This is a genomic window from Allobosea sp. 01N443, from assembly GCF_056399325.1.
The window spans coordinates 1-21,144 of sequence record NZ_JBFTRC010000097.1 but is presented as its reverse complement, the minus strand read 5'-3'; the positions used below and the strand labels follow the sequence as shown (position 1 = coordinate 21,144).

The 21,144-nt window shown below is 65.5% G+C and carries 19 protein-coding genes and 1 other RNA gene; 8 read left to right on the top strand and 12 right to left on the bottom strand.

Annotated features, from left to right (window positions below):
* The 3 genes from AC1DRP_RS21900 to AC1DRP_RS21890 all read right to left on the bottom strand — a co-directional run.
* Positions 1–933: 50S ribosomal protein L11 methyltransferase (locus AC1DRP_RS21900; protein WP_476769524.1), on the bottom strand; the 933-nt coding region annotated here is incomplete at its 3' end.
* 31 nt (positions 934–964) lie between these two features.
* Entirely contained in the window at positions 965–1,411 is a 447-nt protein-coding gene (locus tag AC1DRP_RS21895) for a GNAT family N-acetyltransferase (protein ID WP_476769523.1), read from the bottom strand.
* 122 nt (positions 1,412–1,533) lie between these two features.
* A complete protein-coding gene (locus AC1DRP_RS21890) occupies positions 1,534–3,909 on the bottom strand; it encodes an ATP-dependent helicase (protein WP_476769522.1) in 2,376 nt (791 codons plus the stop codon).
* A 118-nt stretch (positions 3,910–4,027) separates the two neighbouring features.
* On the opposite strand from AC1DRP_RS21890, the gene AC1DRP_RS21885 reads away from it, so the two are divergent.
* Positions 4,028–5,683, top strand: coding sequence for an acyl-CoA dehydrogenase family protein (locus AC1DRP_RS21885; protein ID WP_441505347.1), 1,656 nt, complete (start codon positions 4,028–4,030; stop codon positions 5,681–5,683).
* A gap of 56 nt (positions 5,684–5,739) precedes the next feature.
* Here AC1DRP_RS21885 and msrB read toward each other — a convergent pair whose 3' ends face one another.
* On the bottom strand, positions 5,740–6,180 hold the full coding sequence (msrB, locus tag AC1DRP_RS21880; protein ID WP_441489291.1) for a peptide-methionine (R)-S-oxide reductase MsrB: 441 nt from the start codon (positions 6,178–6,180) through the stop codon (positions 5,740–5,742).
* A 161-nt stretch (positions 6,181–6,341) separates the two neighbouring features.
* On the opposite strand from msrB, the gene AC1DRP_RS21875 reads away from it, so the two are divergent.
* From AC1DRP_RS21875 to AC1DRP_RS21865, 3 genes are read left to right on the top strand one after another with little or no spacing between them, the layout of a single operon-like run.
* Positions 6,342–7,592: a BtaA family protein gene (locus tag AC1DRP_RS21875; protein WP_441489290.1), complete on the top strand. Its 1,251-nt coding sequence runs from the start codon at positions 6,342–6,344 to the stop codon at positions 7,590–7,592.
* The gene (locus tag AC1DRP_RS21870; protein ID WP_476769521.1) at positions 7,589–8,257 is read left to right on the top strand and encodes a class I SAM-dependent methyltransferase; all 669 of its coding nucleotides are present in this window, start codon (positions 7,589–7,591) and stop codon (positions 8,255–8,257) included. Before AC1DRP_RS21875 ends, AC1DRP_RS21870 begins: the two co-directional genes overlap by 4 nt.
* 46 nt (positions 8,258–8,303) lie before the next feature.
* Positions 8,304–9,104, top strand: a complete 801-nt coding sequence (locus AC1DRP_RS21865; protein WP_441489288.1) for a potassium channel family protein — start codon at positions 8,304–8,306, stop codon at positions 9,102–9,104.
* Here the strand turns inward: AC1DRP_RS21865 and AC1DRP_RS21860 are convergent, their stop codons facing one another.
* Positions 9,105–9,386, bottom strand: coding sequence for a DUF427 domain-containing protein (locus AC1DRP_RS21860; protein ID WP_441505349.1), 282 nt, complete (start codon positions 9,384–9,386; stop codon positions 9,105–9,107).
* A 92-nt stretch (positions 9,387–9,478) separates the two neighbouring features.
* Complete coding sequence (locus AC1DRP_RS21855) at positions 9,479–10,039, bottom strand: thioesterase family protein (protein ID WP_441489286.1); 561 nt, start codon at positions 10,037–10,039, stop codon at positions 9,479–9,481.
* A gap of 249 nt (positions 10,040–10,288) precedes the next feature.
* Between AC1DRP_RS21855 and AC1DRP_RS21850 the strand changes: the two genes are divergently transcribed.
* Positions 10,289–11,722 carry an FAD-binding oxidoreductase gene (locus AC1DRP_RS21850; protein ID WP_441505350.1) on the top strand — a complete coding sequence of 478 codons (1,434 nt, stop codon included), beginning with the start codon at positions 10,289–10,291 and terminating at the stop codon, positions 11,720–11,722.
* 106 nt (positions 11,723–11,828) lie between these two features.
* Positions 11,829–15,425, top strand: coding sequence for an AsmA family protein (locus tag AC1DRP_RS21845; protein WP_476769520.1), 3,597 nt, complete (start codon positions 11,829–11,831; stop codon positions 15,423–15,425).
* Between the two features lie 113 nt (positions 15,426–15,538).
* Here AC1DRP_RS21845 and AC1DRP_RS21840 read toward each other — a convergent pair whose 3' ends face one another.
* From AC1DRP_RS21840 to AC1DRP_RS21815, 6 genes are all read right to left on the bottom strand, one after another.
* Entirely contained in the window at positions 15,539–15,763 is a 225-nt protein-coding gene (locus AC1DRP_RS21840) for a ribbon-helix-helix domain-containing protein (RefSeq protein ID WP_069879848.1), read from the bottom strand.
* Positions 15,760–15,966, bottom strand: a complete 207-nt coding sequence (locus AC1DRP_RS21835) for a DUF4169 family protein (RefSeq protein ID WP_441505352.1) — start codon at positions 15,964–15,966, stop codon at positions 15,760–15,762. The genes AC1DRP_RS21840 and AC1DRP_RS21835 overlap by 4 nt, the downstream gene beginning before the upstream one ends.
* Positions 15,967–15,981: 15 nt before the next feature.
* Positions 15,982–17,376, bottom strand: a complete 1,395-nt coding sequence (gene fumC / locus AC1DRP_RS21830) for a class II fumarate hydratase (protein ID WP_476769519.1) — start codon at positions 17,374–17,376, stop codon at positions 15,982–15,984.
* 9 nt (positions 17,377–17,385) lie between these two features.
* Positions 17,386–18,000, bottom strand: a complete 615-nt coding sequence (locus AC1DRP_RS21825; protein WP_441505353.1) for an SspB family protein — start codon at positions 17,998–18,000, stop codon at positions 17,386–17,388.
* A gap of 62 nt (positions 18,001–18,062) precedes the next feature.
* Positions 18,063–18,425, bottom strand: a transfer-messenger RNA (tmRNA) gene (gene ssrA / locus AC1DRP_RS21820).
* A gap of 36 nt (positions 18,426–18,461) precedes the next feature.
* On the bottom strand, positions 18,462–18,767 hold the full coding sequence (locus tag AC1DRP_RS21815) for a PepSY domain-containing protein (protein WP_441505354.1): 306 nt from the start codon (positions 18,765–18,767) through the stop codon (positions 18,462–18,464).
* A gap of 411 nt (positions 18,768–19,178) precedes the next feature.
* On the opposite strand from AC1DRP_RS21815, the gene thyA reads away from it, so the two are divergent.
* Together thyA and AC1DRP_RS21805 are read left to right on the top strand one after the other, a co-directional pair.
* Positions 19,179–20,078 carry a thymidylate synthase gene (gene thyA, locus AC1DRP_RS21810; RefSeq protein WP_441505375.1) on the top strand — a complete coding sequence of 300 codons (900 nt, stop codon included), beginning with the start codon at positions 19,179–19,181 and terminating at the stop codon, positions 20,076–20,078.
* Positions 20,079–20,654: 576 nt separating this feature from the next.
* On the top strand, positions 20,655–21,144 hold a 490-nt coding region (locus AC1DRP_RS21805), incomplete at its 3' end, for a universal stress protein (RefSeq protein WP_476769518.1).

Here is a 21,144-nt window from a genome sequence, read left to right as displayed (position 1 = left end):
CGGTCTTGGGGCCGCGCCGCCCCTTTTCATGACGAGGGTGGCCCAACCCTCGCGCAGGGACTGGCGCGCCAGGAACAGGCCCTGGTGCCGGTAGGTCGAGACGATCCCGGCGACATCCAWCGCCAGAAGCCCGGAGAGGATCAGGGTTCCGTCCCGCGCCAGCACGCGCGCGAGCGACGGGGCGAGACGCTTCAGCGGGCCGGCCAGAATATTGGCGAAGACCAGATCGAAATGGTCGGGCCGGTTTGCCTTGGCGTGGAGCAGGCCGGGCGCGACATAGAGATCGAGCGCCCCTGGCGCGTGGTTGACGCGAGCATTGCGCGCTGCGACTTCGACTGCGACGGCATCGATATCGCCGGCGACGACGCGGCGCTTCGTTTGCATCGCCAGTGCGAGCCCCAGAATCCCGGTGCCGGTGCCGACATCCAGGCCGCGCAGCGGGCGGCGCTTCTTGAGTTCGGCATCAAGCGCCAGCAGGCAGCCGGCGGTGGTGCCGTGATGGCCGGTGCCGAAGGCGAGCGCCGCCTCGATCTCGATCGCGACATCATTCACCCGCACCGTGCCGCGGTCATGCGCGCCATGGACGAGCACGCGCCCGGCCCGCACGGGCTTGAGCCCGTCGAGGCTGGTGGCGACCCAATCCTTCTGGTTGACGGTGGTGAAGGGGGTTGAATCGATGCTGTCGCCGACGATCGGGCGCAGCATGTCACGCACCGCGTCTTCATCGGGATGGGTCGCGAAATAAATCTCGACCTTCCACGGCGCGCTGAGCGAGAGCGTGGTGACGCCGTCCTCGATCTCAAAGGAGGAAATAGCCGTCTCGGTCGGATCGAAGATCTCGCCGAGCAGTTCCGTCAGCGCGCGCGCCTTGTCGCCGCTGGTTGAGAGTTCGAGCACGGTCGCGACCGTGGCTGGGAGAAGACCTTCACGCATGCGGGCGGGATAGCAGGGGCGGGGGCGGATGTCATGCGCCGTCGGCAGGGGCGGCGAGGTCCTTGGTCATGAAATAGCGGGTCGCTCCGGGCGGTTCGAGCGCGATCTCACCGAAGACGCACCAGCCAAAGCGCTTGTAGAAGTCCGGCGCCTGGAAGCTGAGTGTGTACAGCACCGCCTTGCGGCAACCTCGGCGAAAACCCTCGGCCTCTGCCATCTGCAGAATGCGGGTGCCGAGGCCCGACCCGCGCTGGGTCTTGGGCACATAGAACAGGTCGATGAACAGCAGGCCGAGCGAGGTGCGACCGAGCAGGCCGCCAATCAGTTCATCACTCCTGCTGTCCTTGATGGTGATCGTCAGTGGCCTGTGGTCGCTGACGCCGCCCATCTCGACATTGTAGTCCCGCAGGCCCTGCGAGATCACCGCGTGGAGATCGGGATTGGCGGTGTCGGTCAGATTGACCGCGACGTCGGGCATCGTGCTGATCCTGCTGGCTTGGAGCCGGCATTCCTGCGGAACCGGCCTGGGGCAATCCGGGCCTGCATAACCGCTTCGGCGATGCTCTGCATCGGCGCGCCGGACATGACGGCTGCGCTTGCTCAGCCCGCCTTCTGCACGAACGAGTCCAGCACCATCTTCCGGCCCGCCTTGTCGAAATCGACGGTCAGCTTGTTACCGTCGACGCTCGCGACGGAGCCCGGGCCGAACTTGATATGGAAGACACGGGCGCCGGCATCGAAAGCGGAGCTGCCGGTCGATTTCGCCGTCAACTCGCCCTCGATCAGCACCGGGCCGCGCTGGCGGCCCGAGCCCGAGCCACCCTGGCCGAAACCGCGGCCGCTGTTGTCCGAGAAGCCTGAGCCGCCGCCGTTCCGCGCACGATTCTCCTGAGCGCGCTGCCAGCCTGGTGTCTGGTATGAGGAGCCGAAGCTTTCCATGCGGTCGAAGCGCGAGGCGCCGTAGCCGCCCTGGCTATAGGTACACGGCGCCTGCACGACCTCGACATGCTCCTCCGGCAACTCGTCGATGAAGCGGCTCGGCAGGCTCGATTGCCAGAGGCCGTGAATCCGACGGTTCGAGGCGAAGAGGAGCTTCAGGCGCTTGCGGGCCCGGGTCAGGCCGACATGGGCGAGGCGGCGCTCTTCTTCCAGCCCGGCGCGGCCGCTTTCGTCGAGCGCGCGCTGGTTCGGGAACAGGCCTTCCTCCCAGCCGGGCAGGAAGACAGTATCGAATTCGAGCCCCTTGGCCGCGTGCAGTGTCATGATGCTGACGCGCGCCCCGGCCTCGCCACCATCGGCATCCATCACCAGCGAGACGTGCTCAAGGAAGGCCGGCAGGTCTGGGAACTCGTCCAGAGAGCGCACCAGTTCCTTGAGGTTCTCGAGGCGGCCGGCGGCATCGGCCGAGCGATCCTTCTGCCACATCTCGGTATAGCCGGATTCCTCCAGCACCTGCTCGGCAAGCTCGCCCTGCTTCATGTGTTCGGCCTTGGTCGACCAGCGGGCAAAGGCCTCGACCAGTTCGCGCAGCGCGGTGCGGGCCTTCGGCTTCAGTTCCTCGGTCTCGACCACGGCACGGGCCGATTGCAGCAGCGACAGGCCGGTTGCCCGGGCGTGGTTGTGCAGAAGCTGGACCGTCGCGTCGCCCAGCCCGCGCTTCGGCACATTGACGATGCGCTCGAAGGCGAGATCATCGGTCTGGCTCACCACGCAGCGCAGATAGGCCATGGCGTCGCGGATTTCGGCCCGCTCATAGAAGCGTGGGCCGCCGATGACGCGATAGGGCACGCCGACATGGACGAAGCGCTCCTCGATCTCGCGCATCTGGGCGGAGATGCGGACGAGGATGGCGACCTCGGCAAGGTTTTCGCCCTTGCTCTGCATCGCCTCGATCTCGTCGCTGATCAGGCGGGCTTCCTCCTGGCTGTCCCAGGCGCCGGTGATCGTGACCTTCTCCCCGGCTTCGTCCTCAGTGCGCAATGTCTTGCCGAGCCGGCCTTCGTTGCGGGCAATCAGTTTTGAGGCGGTGGYGAGGATATGCCCGGTCGAGCGGTAGTTCCGTTCCAGCCTGACCACGACCGCGCCGGGAAAATCGTGCTCGAAGCGCAGGATGTTGTCGACCTCGGCGCCGCGCCAGCCATAGATCGACTGGTCGTCGTCGCCGACGCAGGCGATGTTGCGCCGGCCCTGCGCCAGCAGGCGCAGCCAGAGATACTGGGCGGTGTTGGTGTCCTGATATTCGTCGACCAGGATGTAGCGGAAGCGCTCATGATAGGTCGCGAGCACATCGGCATGCTCCCGGAACAGCGTCAGGCAGTGCAGCAGCAGATCGCCGAAATCGACTGCGTTCAGCGTCTTCAGCCGCTCCTGATAGGCGGCATAAAGGGCGCCGCCCTTGCCTCCGGCGAAGACGCCGGCTTCACCCGGCGGCACGTCCTTGGGGGCAAGCCCGCGGTTCTTCCAGCTGTCGATGAAGCCCGCCAGCATGCGGCCGGGCCAGCGCTTCTCGTCGATCCCGGCGGCCGTGATGACCTGCTTCATAAGGCGAATCTGGTCGTCGGTATCGAGAATGGTGAAGTCCGAGCGCAGATCGAGGAGCTCGGCATGGCGGCGCAGGATCTTGGCCGAGATCGAGTGGAAGGTGCCGAGCCAGGGCATGCCTTCGGCCACGGGGCCGACGAGGCTTGCGATGCGCTCCTTCATCTCGCGCGCTGCCTTGTTGGTGAAGGTCACCGAGAGGATCTGGGACGGATAGGCGCGGTTGGTGGCGATCAGATGGGCGATGCGCGTGGTCAGCACACGGGTCTTGCCGGTGCCGGCGCCTGCCAGGACCAGAACAGGGCCATCCGTGGCCTCGACCGCTTGCCGCTGCTCCGGGTTGAGGCCTGCCAGATAGCCTGCCGCCGGCTGTGCGGCGGCGCGGGCGGCGAGGCCGCCGGGGCGGGGCAGAGGGGCGGACGTGGTGTGATCGGACAAGGCTTCAGGTCGCTTTGATCGTGATTCGTTCCAGAGGCAATATAGGCTGTCGCGCCGCAGATTGCTGGATAAGGCTGTTGGGCGTTGAATGCTCGCCCGATCGTCAGGACGCGCCGCGATGAATGTGGATATCGCCTCCCGCCATTCCACCCATGAAGTGACGAACCAGGTTCCCATACTGTGCGATTACGACGCCTTCGCGGCTGATCCCGTGTTGCAGGCGGCGGCCACCGCCTTCGATGCAGGCTGGGCCTCGGAGCGCCTGCACGCGGCAGGGCGCATTGTCGGCTCGGCGCAGGTGCAGGACCTGGCGCGACTGGCGAACAGGTTCCCGCCCGAACTCAGGACGCATGACCGGTTCGGCAACCGCATCGACCAGATCGAGTTCCATCCGGCCTGGCACGAATTGATGGGGCTTGCGATCGAGCAGGAGACCCATTCGCTCGCATGGAACAGGCCGGGCCCGGGCGCACAGGTGGCGCGTGCTGCGCTCTCCTATCTCTGGAGTCAGGGCGAAAGCGGCATCTGCTGCCCGATCAGCATGACCTATGCCGCGATCCCGGTCCTGAGGCAGGAACCCGACCTCTGGAGCAAGTGGGGCGCCCTGGTCAGCTCCAACCGCTATGACCGCCGCCAGACGACCGCCTCCGCCAAGACAGGGGCGACCGTCGGCACGGCAATGACCGAGAAGCAGGGAGGCTCTGACCTGCGCCAGACCCAGACCATCGCCGAGGACAATGGCGACGGGACATGGTCCCTGACCGGGCACAAGTGGTTCTTCTCGGTGCCGCATTCCGACCTGTTCCTGACCTTGGCCCGAACCGCCGAGGGCATTTCCTGCTTCGTCGTGCCGGGCTGGCTGCCGGACGGCTCGCGCAACGGCGTGGCGATCCAGCGGCTCAAGGACAAATGCGGCAATCGCTCGAATGCCTCGTCCGAGGTCGAATTCCGCGGTGCGATCGGCCAGATGATCGGCGAGCCAGGCCGGGGCCTGCGCACCGGCCTGGCGATGAACCAGGGCTCCCGGCTGGACATTGCGGCGGCGTCGGCCGGGCAGATGCGGCTCGCCGTTTCGCTGGCGGCGCATCACGCGGCCCATCGGCGCGCCTTCCAGCGCGGGCTGATCGATCAGCCGATCATGCAGAACGTGCTGGCCGATCTTGCGATCGAGGCCGAGGCTGCAGCCTGGCTCGCCTTTCGGCTGTTTGCGGCGCTCGACCGTCAGGAAACGAGCGAGAGCGACCGGTTGCTGGCGCGGATCGGCGCGCCGATTGCGAAATACTGGGTCTCGAAGCGCGCGCCGGCGGTGGTGGTCGAGGCGCTGGAATGCCATGGCGGCAACGGCTTTATCGAGGAAAACCCCATGGCCCGGCTCTATCGGGAGGCGCCGCTCAACAGCGTCTGGGAGGGCTCGGGCAACGTCATTTGTCTCGATGTGCTGCGCTCGCTGGAGCGAGAGCCGGGCTCTCTCGTGGCGCTGATCGAGGAGATGCGACGCGCGGCCGGCGCCGACAATCGCTTTGATGCGCATTTGAGCGCGCTGGAGTCGGAGATACCCACTTTGGTGCGAAGCGAAGGACAGGCGCGGCGGCTGGTCGAGCGGCTGGCGCTGGCGCTGCAGGCCTCGTTGCTGCTGCGCCACGCACCTCACATGGTCGCAGACGCCTTCATCGCGACGCGGCTCGAGGGGCGCTGGTCGGGCCATTTCGGCGATCTGCCGGCGTCCGTGGATGCTGCCGCGCTGGCGCATCGGGCCGTCCCGGCGGTGGAATAGCACTCACGCGTTTGCGCGGCCGCCCTCCCGAAGGGGAGCGCGGCCGGCCGACTGGCTCAGGCCTCGGCCGGAGCGAAATCCATCGCCACGCCATTGATGCAGTAGCGCAGTCCGGTCGGTGGCGGGCCGTCAGGGAAGACATGGCCGAGATGGCCGCCGCAGCGGGCGCAATGCACCTCGGTGCGCTGCATCATGTAGCTATTGTCCTCGCTGATACCGACCGCACCCTCCAGTGGCTGGTCGAAGCTCGGCCAGCCCGTGCCGCTCTCGAATTTCTTGCCGGACTGGAACAAGGGGTTGCCGCAACCGGCGCAGGTGAACCGCCCGGCGCGCTTCTCGAAATTCAAGGCGCAGGAGCCGGCGCGCTCGGTGCCATGCCCGCGCAGCACGTGGTACTGCTCCGGGGTCAGGCGGCGGCGCCACTCCTCGTCGGTCAACTGGAATTCGAACTCACCGGCTTCCCTGACCTTGCCGCCGAACAGTCCGGACAGTCCCATCGTCATTCTCCCGTTCAAAGGTTTCGGGCGGAATATGGGGATGATTGCGCTCCACGTCAGCCCGCCCTCACGGATAGCTGATCCGCAAGGCGCGTCACCCAACCGTCACGCGACTCCTCTAGTCGGCTCGCCATCACAACGGACCGCGCGAGGAACGAAGAATGCAGACGGCGCGTACGGTTCGGCGGGAAACCACAATGGGCCTGACCACGGCGGTGCATCGCAGCAAGCCGCTGTCGCGGGCGGGGATGTTGGAGCGCCTGTTCACCCTGGCCTTTTCCGGGCTCGTCTATCCGCAGATCTGGGAAGACCCGGTCGTCGACATGGAGGCACTGGACCTGCGCCCCGATGATCATGTCGTGGCAATCGCGTCCGGCTCCTGCAACATCCTGTCCTATCTCACCGCCAACCCGGCGAAGATCAGCGCTGTCGATCTGAATGGCGCCCATATCGCGCTCGGCAAGCTCAAGCTCGCCGCACTCGACAGCCTGGCAGGCCATGAGCAGTTCCTGCGCTTTTTCGGCGAGGCGCAATCGCAGGCGAATATCGCGCTCTATGACGCCGAGATCGCGCCACGCCTCGATGCCGTCTCTCGCAGCTACTGGGAAGGCCGCAGCCTGAGCGGGCGCCGGCGCATCCAGGTCTTTGCCCGCAATTTCTACCGGTACGGCCTGCTCGGCCGTTTCATCGGGGCTGGACATCTCCTTGGCCGTACGCTCGGCTGCGATCCGCGCGTGATGCTGCAGGCTCGCGACATGGCCGAGCAGCGCGCCCTGTTCGACAGGCATATCGCTCCCGTCTTCGACAAGCCCCTGGTGCGTTGGCTGGTGCGCCAGCCGGCCTCGCTCTATGGGCTGGGCATCCCGCCGGCCCAGTACAAGGCCCTCGCGGCTGACGGCGACGCCGGGATACGCGGCGTGCTCCGGCGCCGGCTTGAAAGGCTGGCCTGCGGCTTCGACCTGAAGTCGAACTATTTTGCCCGGCAGGCCTTTGGACGGGGCTATGCGACGGACGAGAACGCATCCTTGCCGCCCTATCTTGAAAGCCGGAATTTCGCGGCCGTTCGAGAGCGGGCGGGCCACGTCGCCTATCACCAGAGCGCGATCACGGCCTTTCTCGAGAGCCAGCCTGCGAAGAGCTGCGATGCCTATGTGCTGCTCGATGCTCAGGACTGGATGAATGATGCGGATCTCACGGCGCTCTGGACGCAGATCACGCGCACGGCGCGACCCGGCGCCCGCGTAATCTTCCGGACGGCTGCCGATGAGCGGCTGCTGCCGGGCCGGGTGCCGGCCTCGATTCTCGCGCAATGGCGCTATGAGGAAGCACGCAGCCGCGAGCTTGGAGCGCGCGATCGCTCGTCGATCTATGGCGCCTTCCATCTCCATGTGCTGCAGGGGGCGGTGGCATGAGCGCTGGCCGCGCCACGACCGAGGCCGCCGGCCTGATGGACCGGATGTATCGCCACCAGCGCCATATCTATGACGCCAGCCGCAAATTCTATCTGCTTGGCCGGGACCGGCTCATCGCCGAGCTCGATCCTGCGCCGGGCAGCGCGATCCTGGAAATCGGCTGCGGCACAGGGCGCAACCTGATCAAGCTCGCCCGGACCTATCCGGGCACGCAGTGCTACGGTCTCGACGTCTCGGCMGAGATGCTCGCGACGGCGGAGAGAAGCGTGGCACGATCGGGGCTCTCGGAGCGCATCCATCTGGCACAGGCAGACGCGACCTGCTTCGACGCGGCGGCCCTGTTCGGGCGCGATGGATTTGATCGCATCGTCATCTCCTATGCGCTCTCGATGATTCCCCCCTGGCGGGGCGTGATCGCTCAGGCGCTGCGGACGCTGACGGCAACCGGTTCACTGCATATCGTCGATTTCGGCGACCAGACCGGCTTGCCTGCGTCGTTCAGGGYCGTGCTGAATCGCTGGCTGACATTGTTTCACGTCACGCCAAGGCATGATCTGCCCGAGGCAATCGCCGAATTGTCGCGGATCGAGGGCGTCGAGAGCCGCACGACCCGGCTCCTTCGCGGCTACGCCATCCATGCCGTGGCAACGCGGCGGGCCGCCTGAGCAGCGGGTGCTGGACGCGCCATCCTTTGGCCTGTAACGCCATGGAATGGCCGAGGATACGACGTCTGTTCGCAGGGAAGGGCAGGTCGAAAGACTGCGGGACGGCCTGCGCCAGCTCTACCATGGCCGCTCTCCCGGGGCGATGCGCTTTCAGCTTGCGACAGCGGTCGTCGACCTGCTGATCATCGCCTTCTTCATCGCGACACCGCTGATCCGCGAACGGCCGCTCTTCTATTGGCTCGATTACTCCGTCGCCGTGATCATGGTCATCGAGATCGGCGCGCGAATGCTGGCCTCCTCGAAGATTCCGCGCTTGCTGCGCCGGCCGAGCATGCTGCTCGATCTCTTCATCCTGGCAACACTGCTCGCGCCGCAATGGCTGGAGAATTTCGGCTTCCTGCGCATCCTGCGGCTCTGGTCGCTGTCACAGCGTGGGCTGATCTGGGAACGGCTGCGCGCTGCGGGCTACCCCGAGTGGGAAAGCGCAGCACGGGCGGTGGTCAATATCGTGACCTTCCTGTTCGTGGTGACGGGCTTCATCTACACCTTCTTCTTTCGCGAGACGGCGGGCTTCGCGGGTTATGTCGACGCTTTCTATTTCACGGTCGCGACCGTGACGACGACGGGCTTCGGCGACATCACCTTGCCCGGCACCGCCGGCAAGCTGACCTCGATCGTGGTGATGATCGTCGGGATCTCGCTGTTCGTGCGTCTGGCGCAAGCGATCTTCCGGCCCAACAAGGTCACCTTTCCCTGCCCGCAATGCGCACTGCAGCGGCACGAGCCGGACGCCGTGCATTGCAAGGCCTGCGGGCATGTCCTGAAGATCCCCGATCACAACGACTGATCAGGAAATCTCCACACCCTTCCAGAAGGCGACGCGGTCCTTGATCTCGGCGGCAGCGGCCTTGGGCTCGGCATAATACCAGGCGGCGTCCCTGTTCTCAGCGCCTGCGACGACGATCGAATGGTAGTTGGCCGTGCCCTTCCACGGACAGATCGACGTCGTCTCGCTTGGTTTGAAGAATTCAGAGCGGATCGCGCTGCGTGGAAAGTAGTGGTTGCCTTCGACCACGACCGTGTTGTCGGATTTTGCCAGAACGGCGCCGTTCCAGGTTGCCTTGACCATCTCCGCCCCTTTCGGCCGTCGCTGATCGCCCAAGATGGGGCTGCGTCGGGCCCAGTGACAGGGGCAGGCAGCCTGCGCCGGCTCTGCCGCTCTCAGTGGCGCGTTTCGAGCTCGCGCTCGTCGTGCTGATCCTCGACCGTGATCGTCGTCTTCTTCGGCATGCCGATGATGCGCCCGATCGTGGCCGGCAGCGGCATGCGACAATGCGCCGCTTTCATCAGGGCGAGATTGGCCAGGATATCGGGCGGAAACGGCGAAACCTTGCGGGTCGCCATGTCGACATGCAGCGAGAGGTTTTCACTCGTCGCCGCGAGCCAGCCTTCGCTCGCATGCCGCATTTCGAGATAGTAGTGCAGGCGCTTTTCGTCGAAGGCGATCAGTTGTGCGGTGACCCGCACGAGGTCGTCCTCGGTCAATTCGCGCTTGTAGAGGATATGGCATTCGGCCGCGAAATAGGACGCGTTGCGCGTGTCGACATAGTCCTGGTTCAGGCCGACGAGCGAGAAGACCTCGTCGACGGCCCGATCGAACAGCACGTGATAATAGGCCATGTTGAGATGGCCGTTATAGTCGATCCAGGGCGTTTCGACCCGCATTGCGGACGATACGAAGGGGGAGAAGAACAGCGCCGGAGCGCGGATCTCGTCTTTCATGGCCGCCTCCCGCAGAGTTGTTGCGTGCGGCGGAACGGAACTCCACTGACACGCTACCATCGTCTTGAAGACGCCGCCGGACGAGCTATGCCCTGCCTGATGCACCGCCTCCCATGCGCCCGGCGATCTTGCCGCCGGCGGCGACACGCAGGACAAACCCGCCTGCTATCGCTACGGTCTGCCTCGTCAGATTCAACCGCTTCCGAAGCCGACCAGTTCCAAGTTAAGCGCCAAGCCCGGAAAAAGACAATGAGCCTTTTTGCAACTGCTTCTTATGCCGCCTCTGCCGCAACCCTGCCGCCGTCGCCGGCTGCGATCGAGGCGGTGACGCGGGCGCTCGCCGCCCGATTCGGCAACAGGCTGGTGACGAGCCTGGCGGTACGGGAGCAGCACGGCCACACGCTGACCTGGATTCCGAACCAGCCGCCGGATGCGGTCGTCTATCCGCAGAGCACCGAAGAGGTGTCGGAGATCGTCAAGCTCTGTGCGAGCCACGGCGTCCCCGTGATCGCATTCGGCACGGGCACCTCGCTCGAAGGCCATGTCAACGCGCCGTTCGGTGGCGTCTGCGTCGATCTCAGCCAGATGAAGCGCATCATTGCCGTTCATGCCGAGGATCTCGATTGCGTCGTCGAAGCCGGCGTGACCCGCAAGGAACTCAACGAGCATCTGCGCGACCAGGGGCTGTTTTTCCCGATCGACCCCGGCGCGGATGCGTCCATCGGCGGCATGGCGGCGACACGCGCCTCGGGCACGAATGCGGTGCGCTACGGCACGATGAAGGACAATGTCCTTTCTCTGACCGCGGTGATGGCCGACGGCTCGGTCGTGAAGACGTCCAGCCGCGCGCGGAAGACCTCCGCCGGCTATGATCTGACCCGCCTGCTCGTCGGCTCGGAGGGCACGCTCGGGATTATCACCGAGGTCACGCTCAAGCTGCACGGCATCCCGGAGGCGATTTCGGCCGGCGTCTGCCCGTTTCCTTCGGTGAAGGCAGCCTGCGACGCGACCATCGTGACGATCCAGTCCGGTCTGCCGGTCGCGCGCATCGAACTGCTCGATGATGTGATGATCCGTGGCGTGAACCTGCATTCCAAGCTCGGCTTGCCGGAGACGACGATGCTCTTCGTCGAGTTCCACGGCACGGAGGCCGGCGTGAAGGAGCAGGCGGAGCGCTTCGGCGAGATTGCCGCCGATTTCGGCGGTGGACCGTTCGACTGGGCGACCAAGGCCGAGGACCGGTCGAAGCTTTGGCAGGCTCGCCACGACGCTTATTGGGCTGCTCGCGCCTTGCGGCCGGGCGTTGAATCGGTCGCGACCGATGTCTGCGTGCCGATCTCCCAGCTTGCCGAATGCGTCGAGGAAACCAAGCGTGACATCGAGGCCAGCGGTCTGATCGCCCCGATCGCCGGCCATGTCGGAGACGGCAATTTCCATACCCAGCCACTCGTCGACCTCGCCGATGAGGACGAGATGGAGCGCTGCCGCGGTTTCATCGACCGGCTGGTGAAGCGCGCCCTCGCCATGGGCGGCACCTGCACAGGCGAGCATGGCGTTGGTCAGAAGAAGATCAAGTATCTCGAGATCGAGCACGGCCCGGCGACACTGGATGTGATGCGCCTGCTCAAGCGCTCGCTCGACCCGCAGAACATCCTCAATCCAGGCAAAATCCTGGTCTTGTGACATCCAGACAGCTTGCGCGGCGGTATCGGGAACTGGAATGTCGTGATCTCGCCGCGAGTTGGCGGCAAGATCGCATAACCGCCGACAAGAGGGATGATGCTAAAAGGTGCGTGAGACCCTGACCGTTCTGGCCGGTCTCCTGGTGCTGGCATTGCTGGCCGCGTTGATCGGACCGGGCTTTGTCGATTGGCGACTGTATCGACCGCAGATCGAGGAGCGCCTCAGCGCTACGCTCGGCGCGGAGACGCGCGTTGCCGGCGGCATCGGCCTGAGATTGCTGCCGTCGCCGCGGCTGACCCTGGCCGATGTCCGCATCGGCGATCAAGGTGGACAGGCGAGCCACGCGACGATCGAGCATCTCACCGTCGAGCTTGCATTGACCGCGCTTGCGCGTGGTGAGTTCCGTTTCTCCGACGCTGATGTCGAAGGCGCGACGCTCTCGCTTGTTGCCAATGATGCAGGCGCGGTGCTGCTGCCGCATCCGATTGGTGCGGGCCTGCCTGTGCAGACCAGCCTCGACCATTTCAGCGTGCGCCGCTCGGCGCTAATCTGGCGGGAGGCGGGCAAGGACCCCGTCACAGTGTCGCCGATCGCTGCGGAACTCACCGCGGTCAGCCTTGCCGGCCCATGGCGCATGGAGGGCGAGGTCGGCGGCTCCTCGTTGCGCCTCGCGACAGGAACGATCGAGCCGGATGGTCGCCTGCGCGCCAAGGCCACCGTGACGGGGGAGGAGGGCCAGCTCAGCTTTGACGGCGCCTTCCTGTTGCCGACCGAGAAGGGCGGCGTCACACCAGGACTGGACGGTCTGTTCACGGCTGCGCCGGGTGGAGCCGTCAGCCTTTCGGGGCGGGTGAGCGGCGGCAGTCACCTGTTCGAGTTGAGCGGGCTTACGGTCGATCTTGCCGGCGGCGTTGCCCGGCTGGAGGGCGAGGGGCAGTTCCTGCCYATGCAAGGCACAGGCTCGGTTGCCTTGCGGGCGCGGCGCGTGGATGGCGACGCGCTGGCCACGGCACTTGGCGAACGCGTTGGCTTTGCGCGGGCCCTGCGCGGGCTTCCCGGCGCGCTCGATCTCAGCCTCGATCTCGATCAATTCGCGTGGCGCGGCGAGGATTTTTCGGCTGTCGCCCTGCGTGGGCGGCTGAACGAGGTCGGGTTGGCCAATGCATCGGCCTCGCTGCGCGTCGCAGGCGCCCTGGTCGGTGCAACGGGCGCAGTCGACGCCACAGGATTTCGTGGCAAGCTCAACCTCAAGGCGGATGACGCGCGCCGCGTCGGGCTGGCGCTGGCGCGGGCCGGGCTCGATCCAGCCCTCTCCGACCTGATTGCAGATCTGAGGCAGATCGATGCGGAAGCGGTTGGCGATTGGAGCTCGGAACAGCTGCGCTTCGAGCACCTGACCATCGCCGGGGCTTCCGGCGTCAGGCTGGACGGATCCGGAGAGATTGCCGCGGATCGGCTGGCGGCAAAGCTCGCGGTGCAGGGGCTCGATCTCAATACCCTGCCAGCGGGCGGGAGTTTCGCCGGGTTGATCGGGACGCGCGACCTGGCGCTCGACCTGTCGCTGAGCGGAGCCCGTTTTCGCAATGCGCCGCCCGGTTCCGCCCAGCTTGCTCTCGCACGCGAGGGCAGCAACTGGCGGCTCAGCCGGCTTGCCGTCGACGGGTTCGGCGGAGTTTCAGTCAACGGCGCCGGTGCGCTGCTGCCGGAAGGGGGCGAAATCTCCGGTCGCATTCGTGCGCCACGCTTCGAGGCGCTTGCAGCCCTTGCCGGGCCGCTTCTGCCGGAGGCGCTCCGTCAAGCGCTCGGGCGCGCCGGGGACGGGCTCTCACGGCTGGATTCAAGCTACCGCCTGACGCGCACGGTGGCCGGCGACACGGCCCTGCTGCTGGAAGGCGGCGCGCAAGCCGGAACGCTGGCCCTGAATGCGCGGTTGGACCGGAGCGGGACATGGACCGGAGCCAATCTGCGCTTTGATCTTGCCGATCGTCGACAGCTCTTCGCCGCTCTCGGCCTGCCGGTACYGATGCAGGGTGGACCTGGCAGGCTCGTTCTCGACCGTCAGCAAGGGCGCCTCAGTGGCTCGCTGGCGGGGCCTGGATTGTCGATCGTGGTCGACGGCGAGGCGGGCGCCGATGTGCCGCGACTGACCGTGCAAGCGGATCGTCCCGGCCAGATCCTGCCGGAGGGGCTCGCGCGCGCCCTGCCCGATGCGGTGCTGGACGCGCATGGCATGGTTCGCTTCGCCAGCGACCAGATCGCGCTTGATGGTCTTGTCGCCAATCTTGGCGGAAGCAGTGCACGGGGGACGCTGGCCTTGCCGAGAGAGGGGCCAATCTCCGGCAAGCTCGCGCTGCCATATGTTGATCTGAGGAGCGTGATCGGCTCGTCCCTGGGAACCGCGGCGGCATCTCCGGGCAGCAACTGGTCGGCGGTCCGTTTCGGCATGGCCTCGGGCCTTGGCGAGATCAGCCTGTCGGTCGAAGCCAAATCCCTGCTCTTCAGTGATGATATCGCCCTGAACGATGCGGCTTTCTCCCTGCATGCCAGCCCCGGCGAAATCCAGATCGAGGCGCTCTCGGGAAGCTATGCCGGTGGTAAGGTCTCCGGGCGGCTTACGGCACGGCGTGAAGGCGGGCTTGCGCAGCTTTCCGGCCGGATCGCGCTGGCGCAGCTCGATCTCGCGATGCTCACCGGCAACGCACTTGCCGGGAAGCTGTCAGGTCAAGTGGAGGGCGGTGGTTCCGGAGAGAGCCCCGCGCGGCTGGTTGCGGGGTTGGGGGGAGCCGGTAGTTTCACCATCGCAGGCGCGAGTCTCACCCGGTTCGATCCCGGTGGCTATGCCCGCGTCATTGCCGGGACCGGAGAGGATGCATCCGAGAGCGAGACCAGCCGTTTGCAGACCCGGCTGGCGGATGCTCTTGACCGCGGCTCATGGCTTTTGGGTGATATTACGCTGCCCTTCACGCTCGCCGGTGGCCTCGTGCGGCTCGCCCCGTTGACGATCGAGCGCGGGGATCTCCAGGCCGAGGCAAGTGGAGTGATCGACCTCAGGGCGCTGACCGCCGATCTGAGGCTGGGGCTGCGCCCACTCGGCCCGTTGCCCAAGGGCTGGCCGATGGCGGCGCCGGCACTTGGCGTGGCGTGGCGCGGGCCGCTATCGGGACTGCGGCGCGAGACCGATGTCGGAGCTTTCGCGAATGCCGTGGCGGCGCGAGCGCTGGCCCGCGAGATGGAGCGGGTCGAAGCCTTCGAGGCGGATGCACGCGAGCGCGCAATGCATGCGCGCCGCCTGCGCGCCGAGCGTGAGATGCGTGAGAACGAACGCAAGCTTGCAGACTTCCTGAAAGCGGAGGAAGAACGCCGCCTTGCCGAGGAGAAGCGCGCCGAAGACGAGCGCCGTGCCGCGGAAGCGCGCGCCCTGGAAGAAGCCAGGCGCGCCCAGGAGGCGCAACGTCTCGAGGAGCAGCGCCGGGTGGAAGAGGCCAGGCGAGCAGACGAGGCGCGGCGCAGAGCGGAGATCGAGGCGCGCGCTGCGGCAACGCGTGCAGCTCAACCTCAGCATCCTGGCGGCCCGCTGATCCTGCCTGGCGCACCCCGCGAGAATTTTCCCGAGCAGATTTTGCGACCGGTGACACCGGCTCCATCGCTGGGACCGCCCCTGCAGATAGAGCCCGTGCCGCGTCCGCTCTCGCGGACTCCGTAGCCGGACTGACCGACGAGCTTCACGCCGTGATTCCAGTATTTTCCGGTTTGAAGCGGCGTGTCCATCAGCCTCGAAACTGAGCGGATCTGGCTCCTCAGGCGAGGCGATGCCCGTCAGCCGCGTCCCGCCAGGCGCTGGTAATGCGCCAGCACGTGCAGGCGCAGCGCGGAGGAGAGATTGGCCTCGCCGCGGCGGGAATCAACATCGGCGACGAGTGCGGCAAGCGTGCGGCGCTCCTGCCCGGCAATCTCCTTGAGTGCCGCCCAGAACGGCTCCTCGAGCGATACGCTGGTGCGGTGCCCGGCAATGGCGAGAGAATGTTTGCGCTCGCGGCTCACCCCGGGGTCTCGCCCTTGTCATCGGGTGAAAGCGCAAGCTTGTGACCGTCGAGTTCGTGGATGGCCTTATCGCGCCGCGCTTCAGTCAGGCTGCGCTCGGCTTTGCTCCGTCCGAAGTCGATACGGTTCTGGTCGGCCTTGGCTTCGGCCGCTACGCGCTGGCGCTGTTTGCGGGCGCGCCGGAGATTGATGATCTCTGCCATTCCGCCCGGCCTTGTTCAGGACGGGCCGAGCATGCGCTCGGGCCGCACCGTGCTGTCGAACAACTCGGCGTCGACACCGGCCCTCAAGGCTTCCTCGCGCAGGGTCGTGCCATTGTGATGGGCGGCCTTGGCGATGTTGGYAGCCTTGTCGTAGCCGATGGCCGGTGCAAGTGCTGTGACCAGCATCAGCGAGCGGGACAGCAACTCGGCGAGCCGGTCCTCATTGGCGACGATCCCTTCAATGCAGTGCACGCGGAAGCTGTCTGCGGCATCGGCGAGCAGYCTGACCGATTGCAGGAAGGCGGCAGCGATCACCGGCTTGAAGACGTTCAGTTCGAAATGGCCCTGGCTCGCGGCGAAGCCGATTGTCGCCTGGTTGCCGTGAACCTGTGTGGCCACCATGGTCAAGGCTTCGGCCTGGGTCGGATTGACCTTGCCGGGCATGATCGAGGAACCGGGCTCGTTCTCGGGCAGGCTGATCTCGCCGAGACCCGAGCGTGGGCCCGAGCCCATCAGGCGGATGTCATTGGCGATCTTGAACAGATCCATGGCAAGCGCGGCGAGCGCGCCATGGGCGGCGGTGAGCGCGCCATGGCTCGCCAACGCCTCGAACGCATTGGCGGCGGGGCGGAAGGGCAGGCCGGTGAGCCCCGCCATTTCCTTGGCAAAGAAGGCGGCGAAGTCGCGATGGGTGTTCAGGCCGGTGCCGACCGCCGTGCCGCCTTGGGCCAGCGCATGCAGCCCGCCGAGCGAGGCCTCGATCCGCCCGATGCCAAGATGGATCTGCGTGGCGTAGCCCGAGAATTCCTGGCCGAGCGTGACGGGCGTCGCGTCCTGGAGATGCGTCCGGCCGATCTTGATCAGCGAAGCGAAGCGCTGTGCCTTGTCCTGCAGTGCCTGTTCGAGCTTGCGCAGGGACGGAAGCAGCAGGCGCGAAATCTCGAGCGCCGCGGCAATATGCATCGCGGTCGGGAAGCTGTCATTCGACGACTGGCCACGGTTGACCTGATCGTTGGGATGAACCGGGCTCTTCGCGCCGAGGCCGGCGCCGAGGATCTCGTTGGCGCGGTTGGAGAGGACCTCGTTGACGTTCATGTTGGTCTGGGTGCCGGAGCCGGTCTGCCAGACGACAAGCGGGAAGTGGTCGTCGAAGCGACCGCCCAATGCTTCATCCGCCGCCTGGCCGATGGCGCCGGCGACACGCTGGTCGATCAACCCCAGCCGCGCATTGACGTGCGCGGCAGCCTTCTTGACCAGCACGAGAGCATGGATCAGCGGGAGCGGCATGCGTTCGCTCGGTCCGCCAATGCGGAAATTCTCGAGCGAGCGCTGGGTCTGAGCACCCCAGTAGCGATCTGCAGGAACGGCGATGGGGCCGAAGGAGTCAGTCTCTGTGCGGGTGTCCGGCATAGGCTCTGATCAGGTCTTCTTGCGGAAGGAATCGAGACTGACGACCTGCGCGCCGCCGCCTTCGTCACCATCCGCGCCCGCGTCGGCCTTCGCCGGGTCCGCTTCGTCGTCGGTGGCTGCCTTGTTCTTCGCAGTGGCACTTGCGGATTGTGGCTTTACCGGGAGCGCAAGCGGCGTTGGGGCGGCTACGCTGGGCTCGGACCCGGCTCCGCGTGGTGCCTTTCCGGCTCCCGCGGTCTGATCACTCGCCGAGGCTTCTTCAGGAGCCTCCTGGGTTTCGAACTTCAGGCCGAACTGGACCGAGGGATCGAAGAAGGTGGTGATCGAATCGAAGGGCACCAGCAGCCTTTCGGGCACGCCGGAGAACGAGAGACCGACCTCGAAGGCGTGGTCGCTGACGTTGAGGTCCCAGAACTGATGCTGGAGCACGACCGTCATCTCGTCCGGGTGCTTTTCGCGCAGTCGCTGCGAGAGGCGCACGCCAGGGGCCGTCGTGCGGAACGTGATGTAGAAATGGTGCTCACCCGGCAGGCCATCGCGGCTCGCCTCGGCCAGGATCTTCCGTACGACACCCTTCAGCGCGTCCTGCACCATGAGATCGTAGCGAAGAATATCCTGTACCATCGTATCGACTATCCGTGTCCGCTTCCGAGCAAGGCAGAAAGTCGCCGGCCCTCGCATAAAAAAGTGGAGGCTTCTGTTGCCAGGCGCCTCCGAGCCCCGCCTTACGCGGCTAAGCGCAAGGGCTTTGGTTTGGGAACCAGCACCGCTTACGCGGCGACAGCAACCCGAGCATTGTTGTCGTTGGCAACTATGCAATGGCCCGATAACGGCGGAACCATGCCGAGCAAAAGAACGACCTTTACACCCTCGTCGATCCTATTTCGCCCCCGCCGGAGCCCGTCTCGCGAATCGCGCACGGGCTCTGGTGGAGGCGCCGGGTACCGCCCCCGGGTCCGAAAGGCTTATTTCGACGTTCGTTTATCGCCATAGCCGCTCTTGCGAGTGGCAAACCGAATATAGGGACTCGGAGCGCGCGGGGAAAGAGAGCATCGTCACTCCATCCGAAGCAATTTCGCCGGCTCTCACCGGGACGGAATATCGAGATTTGGCTCATCCCGGATGATCCTGAGGACCTTGCCGTTACTGACGCTGACATCGATCGCGATCTCGGCGCCGTTACTGTCGACCCCGCCGAGCTCCCAGCGACCGCCATGGCGCTCGATATCCTCGATCCAGACCATGCCGTGATCGATAGCGATCTCGCGGGCTTCCGTAATCGAGATTTCACGGGTGCTCGGAGCGGGGGACGGCATGGTGTTGGCGGCCACGGCAGGGAAGGAGAGCAGGACGGCGACCGGCAGGAGCCACATTGCGCTGCGAATCGACATTTTGGTTCTCCCTAGCCTGAACAGAGGCAGGGAGCGGCTCAATCATGGCTTTGTTTCGGCTGGTCTGAGGCGCTTCCTTGCGGCTTATCGCATTGCCGTGAGCGCATGTGTGCACTGCAATGCGATGGCTCCAGACGATGCGATACCGTCTCCAGGATGTGCGATGCCGGAGAAGGCCCAGTGGGGAGGTTCGCACCACCGTTTGGAGGCGGCGGTGCATTGGAACGGGGCCGGCGAGTGAGGCCGCTGCCTGTGTATGCTGCACGGCGGCAAACCTGCCGATGCCTGGTGACCTCGAAGCCTGTCAGTATATATGTTGCACGCACGGATCGTGCCGCTAACACACATGTTCAGGGCCAACGAGCCTGGGAGTGGCAAGAGCTCCCGGACTCTTCGCGGAGGCGGCTAGTGATCAGAAGGCATCCAGAATTCCAGTATCTCGACCTGCTTTCCGACGTCCTGGAGCGCGGAGACGAGCGGTTGGACCGTACTGGTGTAGGCACTCGCTCGCTTTTTGGCGCCATGGTGCGATTCGATTTGTCGGATGGCAGTGCGCCTATCCTCACGACGAAACGCGTCTATTGGAAAACCGCGGTCAAGGAGATGCTCTGGTTCTTGACCGGGGGCACCAATATCCAACCTCTGCTTCGCGAGAACGTCCGAATCTGGACCGACTGGCCGCTTGCGCATTATCGCCGTGAGACAGGCGAGACCATCTCGCAGGACGCGTTCGAGCAGCGTGTTGTCGAGGACGACGCCTTTGCTGCTCGCTGGGGCGAACTTGGCCCTGTCTATGGCAAGCAATGGCGCCGCTGGCTGGGCGCCGACGGCCGCGAGCATGATCAGATCGCGGCACTGGTCGAGGCGCTGCGGACGAATCCAACGAGCCGCCGAATGCTCTTCCATGGATGGAACGTGCCGGAACTCGGTGCGATGGCGCTTCCGCCTTGCCACATGGTGTATCAGTACCACGTGACCTCGGATGGGCGGCTGAACTGCCTCTTGTTCCAGAGGTCGGTTGATCTGCTCCTCGGAGCTCCGTTCAACTTTGTCGGCGCCGCTGCACTGCAACTCATGCTGGCCCAGCAGGCGGACCTCCGTCCTGGCGAACTGATCTGGGTGGGTGGGGACGTCCATCTCTACCTTAATCACCTGGGGCAGGCCCGGGAGCAGGTTTCGCGTGAGCCCCGGCCATTTCCCACGATGCGGCTCACCCGACGGGCGGCGACGATAGACGAGTACCGCATCGACGATTTTGACGTCGAAAGCTACGCGCCTCACGCGGCGATCAAGGCCGACGTGGCGGTCTGAGCTCGATCGTTCTAGCCCAGCTGAGTTTTTCAGGAGCAGTGACCGCGACCTCTCCGGGGAGTTCGGGCCGMGCCGTCGACGTCGGTCGAGCGCTGAAATGAGGTTGTCCGACGAGAATTGATGCGGGTTGCGCATCAGGCGCAGGATATTCTTGCGTTAGATCAATTGGGCTGGCGTCAGCATCTGCAAGACTGCGCTCTCAATGGCATCCAAGAGGCACGGATATGCTTCGAAGGAACCGACGCATCCTTGGTCGCAATCGTCTCACTTCTAGCAAGTGCGAGATAGGCGGCAGCCCCCGGCTTTGCCTGCTGGAGCATTCCAGGAGACGCCTCGTAGGCTCGATCCATTCCAACTGCGCTGCAGTGCTGGCTAGCATGGATCCCCCCAATTCATCGGCGCGGGAGCCTGCCCCAGGCCAAGATACGATCTGCAGGAGATAGCCGCATGTCACCGGCAAGGGCGAAACCCAGCAGCATTAGCTATGTCAGCATCATGGCTCTGGTTTATCCCGGCCCAGACGCAGAAGGGCTCATTGGGCTCGCCGCATCGCTCGCCCACCGGTTTTCGAGCCGATTGATCGGCATCGCCGCTGAAGATTTTGTCCTCCCGTACTATGGCGACGGGGCGGTCGCAATGGACCCCATACTGGTCGAGAATGCCAAGAGGGCGGCAGCGGAGAACCTTATCGAGGCCGAGAAGGTTTTTCGCCGGGCCGCGGGGACGACGAGCAGGATCGAATGGCGTTCGACGGTCTGCCAGCCTCGTGGCTTCATCCTGGCGCAGTCACGTGCCGCCGACCTCGTGGTGCTGGGCCGACGTGCTCCCGGCGACGTGAGCGATAGCGGCATGGCGGTTGGGCCTGAAGAACTCATCATGGATCTTGGGCGCCCCGTTCTTCTCGTGCCACCCCGGTTCGAGTTTCTTTCAGCCAAGCGGATTGTGGTCGCCTGGAAGGGCACAAGGGAAGCCCGGCGCGCCATCTGGGACGCCCTGCCGCTCCTCAGGCAGGCCGAGGCGGTGAAAGTCGTTTCCGTTGGCGCGGACGCTGGCGAGCAGGGGGTGG